The organism is Microvirgula aerodenitrificans DSM 15089 (assembly GCF_000620105.1).
Classification (GTDB): Bacteria; Pseudomonadota; Gammaproteobacteria; order Burkholderiales; family Aquaspirillaceae; genus Microvirgula; species Microvirgula aerodenitrificans.
In genome coordinates this window covers 86,002-102,942 of the sequence record NZ_JHVK01000008.1, presented here as the reverse complement: position 1 = coordinate 102,942, position 16,941 = coordinate 86,002, and the positions used below count along the sequence as shown (strand labels likewise).

Here is a 16,941-nt window from a genome sequence, read left to right as displayed (position 1 = left end):
AGACCATGACACTGTTCGAAGCGATATTCGCCCCCCGGCACGACGACCATGGCAAGGCCCGCACCGCGGGCCTGCCGATCCGCCGCCTGCCGTTTCCCGAGCGGGTGACGGTGCCGCTGGCCCAGCATATCGGCAAGCCGGCCCGCACCTGCGTGCGGATCGGTCAGCCGGTGGCGCGCGGTGAGCTGATCGCCGAAGCCGACGGCTTTGTGTCGATTCCGCACCATGCGCCGGTCAGCGGCACGGTCGAAGCCCTGCCGCTGCTGACAATGGCCGATGGCCGCCGCACGCCGGCCATTGCCATCCGCACCGACCCGTCCAGTCTGCAGTGCCGCCTGCCATTGCCGCCGGCGGTCGATCCGCTGACCCTGACGCCGGACGCACTGGCGGCGGCAGTGCAGGCCACCGGCCTGGTCGGGCTGGGTGGCGCGGCGTTCCCCACTCACGTCAAGATGAGTCCGCCCCGGGAGGCCAGACTCGATACCCTGCTGGTCAACGGCTGCGAGTGCGAGCCGTTTCTGACCGCCGACCACCGGGTCATGGTCGAGCACACCGCCGCGCTGATGGCGGGCATCCGCTATGCCATGCATGCGCTGGGTGTGCATCGCGCACTGATCGGCGTGGAGGATGACAAGCCCGCCGCCCTCGCCGCGATGGCCGCGCAACTGCCGGCCGATCGCAGCATCCAGTGCCGGGTGCTGCCGACCCGCTATCCGCAGGGTGCGGAAAAAATGCTGATCCGCTCCGTGCTGCAGCGCGAGGTGCCGTCCGGCAAATTGCCTGCGGACATCGGCGTGGTGGTCAATAACGTCGGCACGCTGACCATGCTGGGCGAACTGCTGCCCCGGCGCGCCGGACTGATCGAGCGCGTGGTGACCGTATCCGGGCCCGGGGTGCAACAGGCGGGCAATTACCTGATTCCGCTCGGCACCCGCATCGGCGACGTGCTCCGGCACGCCGGCATGGCACCGGGCGACATGGAGGTGATTCTCGGCGGGCCGATGATGGGCATCAGCGCCCCCTCGCTGGACGTCCCGGTCACCAAGGGCCTGTCCGGCATTCTGGTGTTCCCGGCCGGCTCGCTGCCGGTGCGCGAGCGCCGGTCCTGTATCCGCTGCGGCCAGTGCCTCGACGCCTGCCCGATGGGCCTGAACCCGTCCCTGCTTGGCCAGCTGGCGGCAAAGCAGGAATACGAGCAGAGCGCACGCCATGGCGTGCTCGACTGCATCGAGTGCGGCGCCTGCACGCAGGGCTGCCCGTCCGGCATCCCGCTGCTGCAGTACAACCGCATCAGCAAATCCGTTCTCCGCCAGCGGAGGCCATCATGAACCGGCAACCGGTCCGGCTGACCCTGCGTGCCTCGCCACACCGGCTCGCCGGTCATGACACGCCGAAGATCATGCGCCATGTGGTGTATGCACTGCTGCCGGTCACGCTGTGGGCGATCTGGCAGTTCGGCCTCAGCGCGCTGCTGCTGGTGCTGGCGGTGGTTGCCAGTTGCGTGCTGACCGAACGCCTGCTCATTCGCGATCCGTCCCGTCCGCGCGACCTCAGCGCGGTCATTACCGGCCTGACGCTGGCCATGAGTCTGCCTCCGGCCCTGCCGCTGTGGATGGGCGCCGTGGCCGGCATGGTCGCCATTGCGCTGGGCAAGCTGCTGTTTGGCGGCCTGGGCAGCAATGTGTTCAATCCGGCCCTGATCGGCCGCGCCTTTGTCCAGGCCAGCTTTCCCGCCGCCATGACCACCTGGACCCCCGCCGGCGCGACCGACCGCTTTACCGGGCTGATCCCGTCGACACTGACGCCGCCGTTCGTGATGCCGCCACCGGTGGCGGCCTGGGCCACGGCCCGGCTGGACGGTTTTTCCGGCGCCACGCCGCTGGCGTCGTGGAAGTTTGCCGGCGAGTTGCCGGCCCACGGACACTTTCTGTTCTCGCCCGGCGCCAGCGGCTCGCTGGGCGAGACGTCGGCCCTGCTGATCGTGGTCTGCGGTCTGTATCTGGCCGTCCGCGGCATGCTGAACTGGCGCATTCCGCTGGCGGTGCTGACCGGTGCCGCCCTGCTCACCGCCCTCGCCGGCCCCTTCCCCCGGCTGCCGGACGGCCTGCTGTTCGTTCTGACCTCGGGCGGGCTGATGTTCGGTGCCTGGTTCATGGCCACCGATATGGTGACGGCCCCGATCAGCCGGCACGGCCTGTGGCTTTACGGCCTGCTGATCGGCATGCTGGCCGTCACCCTTCGCTTCTGGGGCGGCGCGTCGGAAGGGGTGATGTATGCCATTTTGCTGGCCAATGCGCTGGTACCGCATATCGATGCCCTGACCCGGCCACGCCGCTACGGTCACGGCAAATTCGGGAGACGCGCATGAGTACCGCAAACCGGGAAAGCAGCCAGCGCATGATTCTGGTACTGGGCGGCATCGCCCTGCTGTGCGGGATGCTGATCGTGATGGCGGACGAGTTGAGCCGGCCGTATGCAGCCGCCAACCGGCGGCAGGCAACCGAAACCCTGGCGCGGCGGGTGGTGCCGGCCAGTGCTGCCACCATCCGGCCCTATGTGCTGGCCGGCGGACAGTTGCTGGCCGACACCGCGCCCGACCGCCAGGGCCAGCGGCTGCTGGCCGCCTATGACGCGCAGGGGAAACTGGTCGGCATCGCCGCCGAGGCCGCCGCGCGCGGCTATGCCGGCCAGGTGCAGCTCGTCTACGGCTACGACCCGGCACGCGAAACCATTACCGGTTTTGCGGTGGTCAGAATGGCGGAAACGCCGGGGCTGGGCGACAAGATCCTGAGCGACAAGGGGTTTCTGGCGAACTTCCCGGGGCTCGATGCCCGGCTGTCCGCCGATGGCCGTGCCCTGGCCCACCCGATTGTCACCGTCGGCCACGGCAAGAAGACCGCGTCCTGGCAGATCGATGCCATCTGCGGCGCCACCGTCACCTCGCGCGCGGTCGGCACGGCGCTGAACCAGGGGGCCGGCAGCCTGCTGCCGTCATTGCGCCCCCATCTTGCAACCCTGGCGAAGGACAGGCCATGAGCATCCCCCCATCCCTTCCCCCCGGCACCTTCAGCGAAGGACTGTGGCGCAACAACCCGGTGTTCGTGATGCTGCTCGGCATGTGCTCGGTGCTGGCCGTCACCAATTCGGCCATCAATGCGCTGGCCATGGGCCTGTCGACCACCTTCGCCCTGGTGGCGTCGGCGGCGATGGTGTCCGCGCTGAGCCGGATCATTCCGCGCCCGGTGCGCATCGCCACCTATGTGGTGATCATCGCCACCTTCGTCACCCTGATCGACTACGCGATCCAGGTCATCAGTCTGGCGCTGTACAACGCGCTGGGCGCCTTTATCCAGCTGATCGTGGTCAACTGCCTGATTCTGGGGCGGGCAGAGGCGCATGCGTCGAAGCACCGGGTCTGGCCGGCCATCGTCAATGCGCTGGGCATGGGGCTCGGCTATACCCTGGCCCTGCTGGCGATGGGCGTGGTGCGCGAAATCCTCGGCAGCGGCAGCCTGTTCGGCGTGCGGCTGTTCGGCGAGCAGTTCGCGCCATGGGTCATCATGGTGCTGCCACCCGGCGGCTTCTTCGTGCTCGGCGGCTGGCTGCTGCTGTTCAACAGCCTCAAGTCCCGCCGGCAGGCCCGGCAATCGTCCACGGAGGCATGCCATGTCCACTGAATCGCTGGGGTCGATCTTTCTGAACGCGGCCATCATCAACAACTTCGTGCTGGCGCTGTTCATGGGCATCTGCCCGTTTCTCGGCGTCTCCGGCAAACTCCGTACCGCCTCGTCCATGGGCGCGGCCACCCTGTTCGTGATGCTGATCTGCGCCCTGTGCGCGTGGGCAATCAATCTGGCGCTGGCCTGGCTCGGACTGGAAAGCCTGCGGCTGATCGCCTTCATTACCGTCATCGCCTCCGCCGTCCAGCTGGTGGAGATGCTGATCCGCCGCTTCAGCCCGGCGCTGTTCGAGAGTCTGGGTATTTTCCTGCCGCTGATTACCACCAACTGCGCGGTCCTCGGTCTGGCCCTGTTCCAGACCGCACGCCATTACTCGCTGCTGCAGGCACTGGTCTTCGCCTTCGGCGCCGGCGCCGGCTTCACCCTGGCCCTGGTGCTGATGGCCGGACTGCGCGAGCGGCTGAGTCTGGCCGATGTGCCCGATGTCAGCCGCGGTGCGGCGCTCAGCCTGATGCTGGCCGGCATGCTGGCGCTGGCCTTCATGGGCTTTGGCGGACTGGGGGCGTAGGCCATGATCGGTCTCAGGATGCTGGGCGCAGGCTGCCTGGTGGCCGTGCTGCTGGGGGTCTGGGTCATGATCGATGCGTGCTGGCAGCGCCGCTGCCGCCCGGGCCCCCGTCGCGACGCGCCGGCCTGCCGCGCCTGCCGCCAGCACGACTGTCCGCGGCGACAGGATTGACGCCATGCGGCAGCGCCAATGGCGACATGCTTCGTCGGATCGGCGCCATGCCATATGACAGACACCTTCCATTCCGGATCAGGCAATCATTTCTTTATCGGTCCCATTCTCCGCCTGATTTATGCCGCCAGCGCCACTCTGAATAAATGAAAAACACCGGAAACCGGAAACTTTCCGGCCCCTCCGCAATGGAGCGGGCGGGATCCGGCCATGCAGCAACAAGCGTAATATATCGGCGCCGGAATAATTCCGGCAGCCAGAATGACCATTGCAATTCCAAATAAATATCAAATAAATCGAAAATGACAATATCAAAAAAGCTTTTTCTGACATTGAGTGTCGCATTACTTTCATTGTTGCTGGTCGGCGGCTACGGCATCTGGCAACAGGGCCGGGCACAGGATCAGCATGAAGCCATGATGAACAGTATTTTCCCCAGCCTGAATGACATTTCTCTCGCCCAGCATGGTCTGGCCAATGTACGGGTCGGGCTGCGCGACCTGCTGCTGGCGGAGGGGGAAGACGAGCACAGTGCGGCCCGGGCCAAGATTGCCAAAGGCAAAAAGGCTTTTGACACTGCCATCGCCAATTATCAGGCCAACAATATCTACAATGATGAAGACCAGAAAAAGCTGAATGATGTCCGGGATACCGGCGCACGCTACTGGGACGCGATCCAGCCACTGATTTCCCGGGTGAACTCCCTCGATCATGCACACGAGGTTGCCCTGATACGCCAGGCCGTGCCACTGTCGCATGCCGCCGAAAAAGCGCTGGATGACCAGTATCAGCTCAATCAGACGCTGACCATAAAAGATGCGGCCGACAGCCGGGCCCATTATGAAAGCACGCGCAATCTGTCCGTGCTGTTTATCGGTCTCGTATTCGTGCTGACCGGTTGCCTGTCGCTCCAGTTGTTCCGCACCATCAACAATGGGCTGGCGCAAATCCGCAATGCACTGAAAACTGTCAGCGAGACCCTGGATTTCACCGGGCGCACGCCGGTGACAAAGCGGGATGAAGTGGGCGAAGCCTGCGAAGCGCTCAATCAGCTGCTGGAGAAACTGCAGACCAGTTTCCTGGCGCTGCACAGCGTGGCGCAGGAAGTCGATGTTGCCTCGCAGGCCCTGAGTGATACTGCCCGCCAGGTCTCGGCGGCATCGGCGGCACAGAGTGAATCCGCCTCGAACATGGCGTCGACCGTGGAACAGATGACCGTCAGCATCAACCATGTGGCCGAGCAGGCCCACGAGACCCGGCAGGGTGCCCACGAAGCCCGCGCCCTGGTGACGTCGGGCTCGGAGATCATCCGCAGCACAATCAGCGACATTCACGAGATTTCCCAGGTGGTCAAACACTCCGTCGCGCATATCCAGCAACTGGAGTCCAGGAGTGCGGAAGTGGGCACGGTGGTCAATGTCATCCGGGACATTGCCGACCAGACCAATCTGCTGGCACTGAACGCGGCCATCGAGGCCGCCCGGGCCGGTGAACAGGGGCGCGGCTTTGCCGTCGTGGCCGATGAAGTGCGCAAGCTGGCCGAACGGACGGCGAAATCGACCCAGGAGATCGCCGCCATGATCGAGTCAATGCTGAACATGGCCAAACAGACCGTCACCCAGATGGAGTCGGCCGACAATCTGGTCGAAACCGGCGTCTCCCGCGCCGATGGCGCCAGCCGCGCCATCGAGGAAATCGGTGCGAATGCGGAAAAGGCCGCCGTCAGCATTACCGAAATCTCCGCCGCGATCCAGGAACAGGGCGTGGCCAGCAACAATATCGCCGCCCAGGTCGAACAGACCGCGCAGATGTCGGAAGAGTCGAGCACGGCGGCCAGGAATACCGCGGAAAGCGCCGAACGGCTGGATGCCCTGGTCAAGCAGCAAATGAGCACGCTGGCGCAATTCCGGGTCTGAATCACCGTGTAGCGAGCGCCGAGCAGTTCCGCACCACCTTCGTCCCCGGCCAGCGCCGGGGTTTTTTCATGGCACCGGACAGCGAGCAGCAAACATTTATTAGACGACCGGTCTATTCGGACTATACTTCGTCCGTCACCCGGCCGGCACAGCAGGCGTTCCGCCTCCTCGCCGGCACCGTTTTGCTGCACAAGGAATCCCCGCCATGAACATCCTGATCGTCCTCACCTCGCATGACCGCCTCGGCGACACCGGCAAGAAAACCGGTTTCTGGCTGGAAGAATTTGCCGCCCCGTACTACGTGTTCAGGGATGCCGGCGCGCAGCTGACGCTGGTTTCGCCCCTGGGCGGCCAGCCGCCGCTGGACCCGAAGAGTGACGAGCCCGACGCACAGACACCGGCGACCGAACGCTTCCGCCAGGATGCCCAGGCCCGGCATGCGCTGGCCCATACCGGCAAGCTGGCCGATGTCCGTGCCGACGACTTCGATGCCGTGTTCTACCCCGGTGGCCACGGCCCGCTGTGGGATCTGGCCGAAGACCCGGCCTCGATCGCGCTGATCGAAGCCTTCGAGCGCGCCGGCAAGCCGCTGGGGCTGGTCTGCCACGCGCCGGGGGCGCTGCGCCGGGTGCATACGGCCGATGGCCTGCCGCTGGTCAAGGGTCGGCGCGTGACCGGCTTTTCCAACAGCGAAGAGGCAGCGGTGCAACTGAGCGAGGTGGTGCCGTTCCTGATCGAGGATGAATTCACGCGTCTGGGCGGACAGTATGAAAAGGGCGCGGACTGGCAGCCGCATGTCGTGGTCGATGCCCGCCTGATCACCGGCCAGAACCCGGCCAGTTCCGAAGCCGTGGCCAAGGCCATGCTCGAACAACTGGCCTGACGATCGCCCCCCTGCCCGGCCAGCCGGCCGGCAGGACTTCATCCCGCACAAGGCCCCGGTCACCATGATCAAGCTGCACCACCTGAACCACTCCCGCTCCATTCGCGCACTCTGGCTGCTGGAAGAAATCGGCCTGCCGTACGAGCTGGTCGCCTATCGTCGCGATCCGCAGTCCCATTTTGCGCCGCCCGCACTGGCGGCCATCCACCCGCTGGGCAAATCCCCGGTCATTGAACTGGATGGACAGCTGATTGCCGAGTCCGGCGCCATGACCGAAGTGCTGATCGAGCGGTTTGCCCCGCATCTGGCGCCAGACCGGTCCTCGGCCGACCATGCCGCCTATCTGCAGTGGATTCACTTTGCCGAAAGCTCGGCCATGCTGCCGCTGCTGCTGAAGATTTTCAGCAGCCGGGAATCGGCCGCGCTGACCTTCCTGCCCGGCTATGCCCAGCAGGAGTGCGACAAGGTTCTGGGCTATCTGGAATCGTCGCTGGCGGGCAGGACATACCTGCTTGGCGAGCGCCTGAGTGGTGCGGATTTCATGATGGTGTTCGTGGCCGAGCTCGCCCTGCGTCTGGAGCGGCCGGAAAACTACCCGAACCTGCAACGTTATGTGTCCGGGCTGAGGGAACTCGACAGCTGGAAAAGGGCGCAGCAGGTCGAGCAGCAGCAGTATTCGTCCTGACCGGGGTAACAACAGGGGCTTGAGGCGCAGGGAAACGACCGCACGCCCAAGCCCTGCCTGCTGCCCGGGTCTAGTGGCGACCGATCAGGCTGTCTTCCGGCGCCTGTTCGCGCTGATGCAGGCCATAGTCGCGCATGACGGACGTCACGCGCACCCGGTAATCAAGGAAGATCTTGTCACGGCCGGCTTTCTGCGCGGACAGGTGCGCCGGCACGTTCCGCCACTGCTTCACCGCCTCCTCATCGCGCCAGGTCGTGACCGACATGACCTTTTCGGGATTCAGCGTGCTTTGAAAACATTCAACCGAAATAAACCCCTCGATCGGTGCCAGAAGCGGCTGCAATTTGTTCACCAGATCCACATACGTCTGCTGTTGCCCGGGGGCAGCCTGCAATTCAAACAGCACAACAATCATTTTTGACTCCTTGGCTGACTTCAAGAAAGAAACCCGCGCCTCATCGGTCATTGCCCGGTTATCCGGCAAGCAGGCACGATCCGTTTTTTATAAGCGGCGGCAGGTTCCGGAAAACAGTGCTGGAAAAGCGGCAGAAAATGGCATGCCCGTTGCAGGCATGCCCGTATTCGCGATTTCCCGTGGTCCTGTTTCCCGCTCTGTTTATACCGTGCGAATGGACTGACAAACCGGTCCAATTGCAACTGAATAAACAGACCACTTTCCGGTATCAGGGTGTCATTGCCCTGATGTCATGGATGCCAGCCAGCCAGCGCCCCGGTGTCAGCACCAGCTCGTTGCAGCACGCGGCGCGGGTCTGTTCGAGCACCTCGACCACCCGCGAACCGGCCAGCGAGACGGCATCAGGCAGCGCAATACCGTCCAGCAGGCTGGCCGTCAGGCTGGCGGCGAACAGGTCGCCGGTGCCCTTGCACGCGCAGTCGACCCGGGCGTGGCGGAGGGTCACGCTCTCCGTCGCCGTGACCAGTGCCGTCCCCATCTGCCCGTCCGGCCAGGCCGCCGGCGCCGCGCTGGTCACGGCCACCCAGCGGGTGCGCGCGCCCAGCAGTTGCCGTGCGGCTGCCATCGCTTCTTCCTGGCGCCCGGTCGGCATGCCGGTCAGCTGCGCCAGTTCGTAGCCGTTCGGCGTCAGGCCGGTCGCCAGCGGCAGCAGGTACCGGCAATAGGCGTCGACCAGACCGGGGGCGACATAGGTGCCGACGTCGACATCACCGATGACCGGGTCCACGACCACCAGCAGCCCGGGCATTTCCTGCTGCAGGCGGCTGATCCAGCGCGCGAGGACGGCGGCATGATCGGGATGCCCGAGATAGCCGACCAGAACGGCGCGCAGGCGTTGCAGCGCCCCGCGTCGCCCGAGGTCGTACAGATAGCCTTCCAGCCATTCGGCCGGCACGGCGCCGCCATGGACGCTGGAATAGTGCGGGGTGTTGCTGAGCAGTACCGTGGGCACGGCGGCCACACTGAGGCCGCCGCCCTGCAGCACGGGGACGGCCACATTGTTGCCGACCCGCCCGTAGATGACCTGGGACTGCACGGAAACCACATCCAGCAGATACGGATGCGGTTCCCGCGCCGTCCCGGGCAGGGTGGCGTCTCCCCTCATGCCGGCGTCTGGTGGTCCAGCTGGCGCAGCCAGTCCGCCATCACGCTGCGTGCGGCCGTTGTCAGGCGGTCACCCAGACGGGCGGCGTCTTCCCGCAGCGTGCGCGGGTCGATGCCGGCCTGCCCCAGCTCGCTGGCATGGCCAACCAGCCAGCTTTCCAGCTTGTGCACGTCGGCTTCGAGGTGGCACTGCAGCCCGAGCACATTGGCGCCGATGGCGAACGCCTGGTTGGCTCCGACTGCCGTGCTGGCCAGCCGGACACCACCGGCGGGAATGTCGAACTGGTCGCCATGCCAGTGCAGGACCGGGGTGTCCCCCAGCGTGGCCAGCACCGACTCGCGGCCTTCCGGCGTCAGCGTCAGCGGAGAGAAGCCGATTTCCTTGACGCCGAGCGGATAGACTTTGGCCCCCAGCGCGCGTGCAATCAGCTGGGCGCCCAGGCAAATGCCCAGCATCGGCTTGCCGGCCGCCAGCCGCTGGCGCACGACGGCCAGTTCGCCTTCGAGGAAGGGATAGATCTGTTCGTCGTAGGCGCCGATGGGGCCGCCCAGCACGATCAGCAGGTCGGCATTCCGGACCGCCGGTCCGTCCAGCGCGTCCAGTGCCGGATTGAGGTACTGCACCTGGTAACCCTGTTCGAGCAGTACGGCATCGAGCGTGCCGACGTCCTCGAAGTGAATGTGGCGCAGTGCAATCGCTGTTTTCATACAAATCCTCATTGGAATAAGAGAACGGGAAGCGGGGACTAGGCGGCGGATTTCAGATCGACCGTCAATTCGCCGGACAGGGGAAAGGTACAACAGGCAAGGGCATAGCCGTCTTCCTTGTCGTCATCGCTGAGGCAGAAGTCGGGCTCGAACCGGCAATCGCCGGCGGACACCCGGACCCGGCAACTGCCGCAGATGCCGGCCCGGCACTGACTGCGGACCGGCACGCCGCTGGATTCCAGCATGTCCAGCAGACTCTTGCCCGGCGTGGTCTCGATGACGGCATCACTGTCGGCAAGGCGCAGGCGCAGCGGCGCTGCCGCTTCGCCCTGCCGGATCTCTGCCGCCGTCGGCGCGTCCGGCGGGGTGAACGACTCGATCAGCAGCCGGGCGGCGGGGAAGATCGTGGCCGTCCGCTCGCGGAAGGTCTGGGCAAAGGCATGACTGCCGCAGATCACCACCGCCTGCGGCTGCTTCAGGATATGCAGGGCATCCGCCGGCGGGCGACCGGACATGAAGTGACCGCTGTCCTGAATGCACTCGCGGGTGACGAAGACGCGCAGGGAGAACCACGCCATGGTCAGGTCCAGCTCCAGCAGCTCGTGCAGGAACGGGATGTCGACCACCCGGGGCACGCACAGCATCAGCACCACCTCCGGCACGCGCAGCCCGCTGCGCGACCGGGTCGCCAGTTCCCGGAGCAGCGCGATCGGCAGCGTGATGCCGATGCCACCCGCGACCATGCCGACATGCTCAAGGTCGACAATCGACGCCAGCGAGATGTCACCGGCCACATAGTTCAGCGGCACCATCGACCCTTCCTGCAGGGTCGAATGCAGTTGGTCCGAGACCCCGCTGCGGCCCGAACGCTTGACCGCGATCTCGAACAGATCGTCATCCTGCCGGCGGGTGATCGAATACAGCCGCTCCTGCAGGGTGCCCGAGGTGTCCGGATAGTGGATCGCGACATGCCGGCCGGGCTGCAGCGTACTCAGAAAGCCGGCATGCGCGTCCTGCGCCCGCAGAGTGAAGACCTTGACCCCTCCCACCTCCGGGACGGCGCGTTCGCAACGCGCCTGGACCACGGTGTTCATGCACGGACCTCCTGGCGCGAGGCGGCAACGGGATTCGAATGGATCTTGCCGGCCAGGCCGATCCGGTCAAGAAGGCTTTCGACCGATTCGGTGTAGACGCCGATCTCGTTGGTGTCGCCGACATCGTGCAGGATGTCGCGGGCGTGCGGGAAGTCCAGCATCGAGAACACGGTGGACCAGGCCCCGAGTTCGTTGTTGGCGAACATCTGCACGGTCTTGACGATGACCGCGCGCAGGTATTCGCGTTCCTTGCGGCTCAGGCCGTGAACGATGTCGGTCGCCACAAAGCTGAATACGCTGGAGTGGCTCCATTCGTCCATGGCGTGGGTCCGCGTGACTTCATGGCAGACGGCCTGGATCGAGTCATCCTCGGCCATGGTCTTCAGGTAGTCGGTAATCAGGGTTTCACTGGCGCAGGCAATGGCGAAACGCGTCAGGCGGCGTTCCCACTCGGCACCGCAATCCGCCAGCAGACCGTCGCGCCAGCGAACCAGATTGAAGTCCGAGAAGTCGAGCGGCGGAAGGCCGCGCATATCGTAGATATAGTTGCAGGCCATGATCGACATGCGCGTATGCAGGGCTTCGTCCAGCAGGGTTTCCGACATCACGTCCTGCAGCAGCGCGCGATTGGCGCTCGGCGGCGGCGTCTTGATAATGTCTTCGCACACCGGGGCCACCACATTGCACTCAATATAAATGGTTTTCAGGTTATAAATTCCCCAGGCGTACGAGAGGCATTTGGACTGCAGTTCTTCCGGCGCTTCCAGCCAGGCCTGATGGTCGCGGAACGGCAGCAGGGACGTACTGAAATCCTTCTTGGCCGGATCAAAGGCCAGACTCCAGTAGTCAGGCTGTTCCCGATTGACTGCTGCACGGCTTTTCCACAGTGTGGACAGCTTGTTCAGCATGACGTGGACGGCATCATCGGTACCTGCATTCAAATGTTTCATTTTCAATCTCCGGCTTGCAGACTGGCTGCGTTTTTCAAGTATGAAAGTTGCGTTATATTTTTATTATTTAACGTTTCCCGAACCGGTAATAACCGGCGGGTAAATGGATGAATCTTTTATTTCGGTACATCACGATTGCAGCACCACGACGGGGCTGATCGCTCACGACTCAGGCTCGCCCGTTATTCGGGCGACAATCGTTTCAACAGTGAATGGCACATCGCCCGATGCCCCTGCACCGACGGTGGCAGGGGAAACAGTAGCGAGTACGAGGAAGTTGCAGTGAACAGGCGGGGTGGTCGGCCGGGCCATTTTCCTGCAGCGCAGAGGCACGGATTCAAGTGTCGGCGCGGCAATGAGGGTATGCCAGGATCATCCCCGTAAAAATACTATTCCCAATATGGTCTTTCGTAACAGTCCATTTTCAGCGACAGGACCAGACCACCTGCCGAAATCTGCTGCACTGCAACGACAGAAAAGTGGTCTGTACGGGTCCGGAAACACGGTATATCCCGCCCGTTCGCGGCCAGATTAGGATGGGGTTCTGCATTTGAGCCCATGGACAGCCCGATCGTCCTTATCAGCACAGACGGCAATCCGCGTGGCCGGCAGGCCGCAAGACGCCCGGATTCGCCGGTCTGCTTCAATCGACACAGGAAACTACATGCCGAGAATGGCGAACACAGACGGTCTTGCCCTGCCCGCCGTGGGCTCCCTCACCCTGCAACAGGCCGACCGGGACCTCTGGGGCGTCATCGACGCCGAACGGCAGCGGCAACAGCACTCGATCGAACTGATCGCATCGGAGAACTTCGTCAGCCGCGCCGTGCTTGAAACCCTGGGCTCGGTGCTGACCAACAAGTATGCAGAAGGCTATCCGGGCCGCCGCTACTACGGTGGCTGCCTGCATGCCGACACTGCCGAGAACATGGCGATCGAGCGGGCCACGCGCCTGTTCGGTTGCGAATACGCGAATGTGCAGCCGCACTCGGGCAGCCAGGCCAACCAGGCGGTGTTTCTTGCCTTTCTGGCGCCGGGCGACAAGGTTCTCGGTCTCGACCTGAAGGCCGGCGGGCACCTGACCCATGGCGCCAGGGCCAATATCTCGGGGCGGTGGTTCCAGGCCATCAGCTACGGGGTCGACCCGGTGTCGCACCGGGTCGACATGGACGAGGTCGAACGGATTGCCCGGCGTGAACGGCCCCGGCTGATCATCGCCGGCGGATCGGCTTACTCGCGCACCCTCGACTTTGCGCGCTTCCGCGCCATTGCCGACGATGTGGGCGCCCTGTTCATGGCGGATATGGCGCACGTTGCCGGGCTGGTCGCCGGCGGCGTCTTCCCGTCGCCGGTCCCGTTCGCCCATGTCACCACCACCACGACCCACAAGACACTGCGCGGGCCGCGTGGCGGCATGATCCTGGGCAATGACGGCGAGATCATGAAGAAAATCAATTCGGCCGTATTTCCCGGCCTGCAGAGCGGCCCGCTGATGCACATCATTGCCGCCAAGGCCGTAGCGCTGGGCGAGGCGCTGCACCCGACATTTCACGCCTACGCCCGGACCGTGGTCGAGAACGCGCAGGCCCTGTGCGGCCGGCTGGCGGAAGGCGGCCTGTCCATCGTGTCCGGCGGTACGGACTGCCATCTCGGCGTGATCGATCTGCGCCCCTGGGGGCTGGCCGGCAATGTGGCGGAGCATGCGCTGGAACAGGTCGGTCTGACCCTGAACAAGAATACCGTGCCCAACGACGAAACCGGGCCGACGGTCACCTCCGGCATCCGGGTGGGCAGCGCGGCCTGCACCTCGCGCGGCATGGGGCCGGACGAGTTCCGGGAAATCGGCGACATGATCCTTGCCCTGCTCGGCGGCGTGCGTGCCGGCGCCATCGACAGCCGCACGGAAAGCTCGATCCGCGAAGGGGTGGCGGAGCTGACCCGGCGCTTCCCGCTGCCCTACTGAGCACGCAGCCCGCCGGCTACTTCTTCAGCGCATTGGCCAGACGCAGCATGGCCGCCTCGATTTCATAGGCAGTCAGCGACGCATAACCGAGCAGCCAGCCCTGCCGCTTTTCCTCGCCGGCGTACAGCCGGCTGAGCCCCGGAAGCAGTACGCCGGCGCTGGCCGCCTGGCGGATGGTCTTTTCCTCCGACCAGCCGTCCTCCAGCAGGCACAGGACCTGCATGCCGCCCTCCGGCTGCAGCGCGGTCACAATGCCGGCCAGGTGCCGATCGATGGCTTCAAGCAGGATTTCCCGGCGCCCGGCATACAGCTTGCGCATCGCCCGCACATGGGCGTTGTAGTGTCCTTCTTCCATGAAGCGCGCCAGGGTCAGCTGCAGAATCTGCGGCGTGTGCCCGTCCATGATGCTGCGCGCGCGGGCGAAGGCGCTGACCAGCTCCGGCGGAATGACCATATAGCCCATGCGCAGGCCCGGATACAGCGTCTTGCTGAAGGTGCCGATGTAGATCGTGCGCTGGTACTTGTCCAGGCCCTGGACACAGGCCGTCGGCAGGCCGTCGTAGTGGAACTCGCTGTCGTAGTCGTCCTCGATGATCCACTTGCCGTTCTCCGCCGCCCAGCTGATCAGCTCCAGCCGCCGTTCAAGCGACAGGGTCGCTCCGGTCGGGTACTGGTGGGATGGCGTCACGTAGACGCAGTCGGCACCGCTGCGATCGGCCCGCAACAGATCGGTGCGGATGCCCTGCGCGTCGACGTCGATCGGCACGACCCTGGCCTCGGTCGACTCGAACGCCTTCTTGGCACCGTAGTAACCCGGGTTCTCCATCAGGATCGGCCGGCCGGCATCCACCAGCAACTGGGCACACAGGAACAGGGCCTGCCGGGTGCTGCTCAGCACCAGAATCTGCTCCGGCGCAGCCTTGGCGCCGCGTTCGAGGTTCAGGTAGGCGGCAATGGCCTTGCGCAGCGGCATCGCCCCCTGCGGATCGCCGTGCAGCAGCACCTGGGCGCGGTAGTCCTTCAGCGCCTGGCGCTGCAGCCGTTCCCAGACATCGGTCGGAAAGGTGCGGGTTTCCGGCAGGCCGGTGGCGAACGCCTTGATCACCTGCTGGTCGATGGTGCCGCCGCTGTCGAGAATCATCCGCCCGCGCCGGCTCAGCCCCGCCCCCGGTTCCATCGTGCTGCGCTTGTGGTCCTGGAGCTTCATGCGCTTGCGCGCCGCGCCGCGCAGTTCGGTACCGACGGTTTCGGACACATAGCTGCCCGAGCCCTTCTGCCGGGCGATGAAGCCGTCGCGATGCAACTGCACATAGGCGTTCTCGACCGTATCGCGGGCCACGCCGAGCGAAGTGGCCAGCGCCCGCGTCGCCGGCAGTTTCACGCCCGGCCCCAGGGCGCCGTCGAGGATCAGCGCACGCAGTGCGCGCTGGATGCGCTGGTGCAGGTTCAGCAGCTCGAACTCGGCATCGTTCAGCCGCATTTTCAGGGTTTCAAGCTCGAATGTCTTTGCCATGTGGTCTGCCTGACAGGGTGGAAATGGCCCACTAAATCAGGCCATCTTATCCATAGACTGTGCGGGTCGTCACTGCCTTTGTGACTGGCGATGCCACGCATCGCGAACTCATCCGAACAGGCTCAGAAAAACGTATGGCAAGGTCTCACAACTTCAGCGCGGGCCCGTCCGCGCTGCCGATGGAAGTGCTGCGGGAAGCGCACCGGGAATTTTTCGACTTCGCCGGCACCGGCATGTCGGTGATGGAAATCAGCCATCGCTCGGGGACATTCATCGAGCTTGCCCGCCAGGCCGAACAGGATCTGCGCACCCTCCTGAAGGTACCAGACCACTACCGGGTGCTGTTCCTGCAGGGCGGCGCCTCGCTGCAGTTCTCGCAGGTGCCGATGAATCTGCTGCGCGGCAAGCGCACGGCGGACTATCTGCACACCGGGCTCTGGTCCGGCAAGGCCATCCAGGCCGCCAGCCGCTACTGCGACGTCCGCGTCGCGGGCAGCAGCGAATCGTCCGGCTTCGACCACATCCCCGACGCCGCGGACTGGCAGCTCAATCCGGATGCCGCCTATCTGCACTACACCGAGAACGAAACGGTGCATGGCGTGCAGTTCTCCACCACGCCGGATGCCGCCGTCCCGCTGGTCTGCGATGCGTGCTCGAGCCTGCTGTCCAAACCGATCGATGTGGCAAAGCACGGGCTGATCTACGCCGCCGCGCAGAAGAATATCGGGCCGGCGGGCGTCACCGTCGTCATCGTGGACGAAGCGCTGCTTGATGCGCCGCTGAACGTGACGCCGGACGTGCTGAATTATGCCCATCAGGCACGGGCGGACTCGATGCTCAACACCCCGGCCACCTTCTCCTGGTACCTGACCGGGCTGACCCTCAAGTGGATCAGCCGCTCCGGCGGCATCGAGCAGATCCACCGCGCCAATCAGGCCAAGGCCGAGCTGCTGTACCGCACGATCGACAGCAGCGACGGCTTCTACGTCAACCCGGTGCAAGCGGCCAGCCGCTCCATCAACAACGTGCCGTTCGTGCTGGCCGACCCTGCCCTGGAAAAGACCTTCCTGCAACTGGCCGACCGGGCCGGGCTCAACGGGCTCAAGGGCCATGCGTCGGTCGGCGGGATCCGGGCCAGCATCTACAACGCGATCGGTCTGCCCGCCGTCGAGGCGCTGACCGACTTCATGCACGACTTCCAGCGCATCCATGGCTGAGGCACTGCCGGGGT

Annotated in this window: 17 protein-coding genes; 11 read left to right on the top strand and 6 right to left on the bottom strand. The window is 64.9% G+C overall.

Annotation, left to right across the window (positions count from 1 at the left end):
• Positions 1-5 precede the first annotated feature (5 nt).
• The 9 genes from rsxC (at position 6) to Q352_RS0108700 (ending at position 7,903) form a co-directional block, all read left to right on the top strand.
• Positions 6-1,328 (top strand): electron transport complex subunit RsxC, encoded by a 1,323-nt coding sequence (rsxC, locus tag Q352_RS0108740; RefSeq protein ID WP_028499024.1) that lies wholly within the window; start codon positions 6-8, stop codon positions 1,326-1,328.
• Positions 1,325-2,368 (top strand): RnfABCDGE type electron transport complex subunit D, encoded by a 1,044-nt coding sequence (locus Q352_RS0108735; RefSeq protein ID WP_028499023.1) that lies wholly within the window; start codon positions 1,325-1,327, stop codon positions 2,366-2,368. The genes rsxC and Q352_RS0108735 overlap by 4 nt, the downstream gene beginning before the upstream one ends.
• Positions 2,365-3,036, top strand: coding sequence for an RnfABCDGE type electron transport complex subunit G (locus Q352_RS0108730; protein WP_028499022.1), 672 nt, complete (start codon positions 2,365-2,367; stop codon positions 3,034-3,036). The genes Q352_RS0108735 and Q352_RS0108730 overlap by 4 nt, the downstream gene beginning before the upstream one ends.
• Positions 3,033-3,677 (top strand): electron transport complex subunit RsxE, encoded by a 645-nt coding sequence (rsxE, locus tag Q352_RS0108725; protein WP_028499021.1) that lies wholly within the window; start codon positions 3,033-3,035, stop codon positions 3,675-3,677. The genes Q352_RS0108730 and rsxE overlap by 4 nt, the downstream gene beginning before the upstream one ends.
• The gene (locus Q352_RS0108720; protein WP_028499020.1) at positions 3,667-4,248 is read left to right on the top strand and encodes an electron transport complex protein RnfA; all 582 of its coding nucleotides are present in this window, start codon (positions 3,667-3,669) and stop codon (positions 4,246-4,248) included. Before rsxE ends, Q352_RS0108720 begins: the two co-directional genes overlap by 11 nt.
• A gap of 3 nt (positions 4,249-4,251) precedes the next feature.
• Positions 4,252-4,419, top strand: a complete 168-nt coding sequence (locus Q352_RS23305) for a hypothetical protein (RefSeq protein ID WP_156952502.1) — start codon at positions 4,252-4,254, stop codon at positions 4,417-4,419.
• A gap of 302 nt (positions 4,420-4,721) precedes the next feature.
• Entirely contained in the window at positions 4,722-6,335 is a 1,614-nt protein-coding gene (locus tag Q352_RS0108710; protein ID WP_084299987.1) for a methyl-accepting chemotaxis protein, read from the top strand.
• A gap of 205 nt (positions 6,336-6,540) precedes the next feature.
• A complete protein-coding gene (locus Q352_RS0108705) occupies positions 6,541-7,218 on the top strand; it encodes a type 1 glutamine amidotransferase domain-containing protein (protein ID WP_028499018.1) in 678 nt (225 codons plus the stop codon).
• A gap of 64 nt (positions 7,219-7,282) precedes the next feature.
• The gene (locus tag Q352_RS0108700; protein ID WP_028499017.1) at positions 7,283-7,903 is read left to right on the top strand and encodes a glutathione S-transferase family protein; all 621 of its coding nucleotides are present in this window, start codon (positions 7,283-7,285) and stop codon (positions 7,901-7,903) included.
• Positions 7,904-7,973: 70 nt separating this feature from the next.
• Here the strand turns inward: Q352_RS0108700 and Q352_RS0108695 are convergent, their stop codons facing one another.
• The 5 genes from Q352_RS0108695 to Q352_RS0108675 all read right to left on the bottom strand — a co-directional run bounded on the left by Q352_RS0108695 (position 7,974) and on the right by Q352_RS0108675 (position 12,234).
• Positions 7,974-8,369 carry an antibiotic biosynthesis monooxygenase family protein gene (locus Q352_RS0108695; RefSeq protein WP_199489843.1) on the bottom strand — a complete coding sequence of 132 codons (396 nt, stop codon included), beginning with the start codon at positions 8,367-8,369 and terminating at the stop codon, positions 7,974-7,976.
• Between the two features lie 217 nt (positions 8,370-8,586).
• Positions 8,587-9,483: a pyridoxine/pyridoxal/pyridoxamine kinase gene (gene pdxK / locus Q352_RS20355; protein WP_051528794.1), complete on the bottom strand. Its 897-nt coding sequence runs from the start codon at positions 9,481-9,483 to the stop codon at positions 8,587-8,589.
• Entirely contained in the window at positions 9,480-10,190 is a 711-nt protein-coding gene (locus Q352_RS0108685) for a glutamine amidotransferase (protein ID WP_028499015.1), read from the bottom strand. The genes pdxK and Q352_RS0108685 overlap by 4 nt, the downstream gene beginning before the upstream one ends.
• A 38-nt stretch (positions 10,191-10,228) precedes the next feature.
• On the bottom strand, positions 10,229-11,284 hold the full coding sequence (locus Q352_RS0108680) for a 2Fe-2S iron-sulfur cluster-binding protein (protein WP_028499014.1): 1,056 nt from the start codon (positions 11,282-11,284) through the stop codon (positions 10,229-10,231).
• Positions 11,281-12,234, bottom strand: coding sequence for an AurF N-oxygenase family protein (locus Q352_RS0108675; RefSeq protein ID WP_028499013.1), 954 nt, complete (start codon positions 12,232-12,234; stop codon positions 11,281-11,283). The genes Q352_RS0108680 and Q352_RS0108675 overlap by 4 nt, the downstream gene beginning before the upstream one ends.
• Positions 12,235-12,907: 673 nt before the next feature.
• Here Q352_RS0108675 and Q352_RS0108670 point away from each other — a divergent pair.
• Positions 12,908-14,197, top strand: a complete 1,290-nt coding sequence (locus Q352_RS0108670) for a serine hydroxymethyltransferase (protein ID WP_028499012.1) — start codon at positions 12,908-12,910, stop codon at positions 14,195-14,197.
• A 16-nt stretch (positions 14,198-14,213) separates the two neighbouring features.
• Here Q352_RS0108670 and pdxR read toward each other — a convergent pair whose 3' ends face one another.
• A complete protein-coding gene (gene pdxR / locus Q352_RS0108665; RefSeq protein WP_028499011.1) occupies positions 14,214-15,710 on the bottom strand; it encodes a MocR-like pyridoxine biosynthesis transcription factor PdxR in 1,497 nt (498 codons plus the stop codon).
• 134 nt (positions 15,711-15,844) lie between these two features.
• Here pdxR and serC point away from each other — a divergent pair, with 134 nt between their 5' ends.
• Positions 15,845-16,927, top strand: coding sequence for a 3-phosphoserine/phosphohydroxythreonine transaminase (gene serC / locus Q352_RS0108660; protein WP_028499010.1), 1,083 nt, complete (start codon positions 15,845-15,847; stop codon positions 16,925-16,927).
• Positions 16,928-16,941 lie beyond the last annotated feature (14 nt).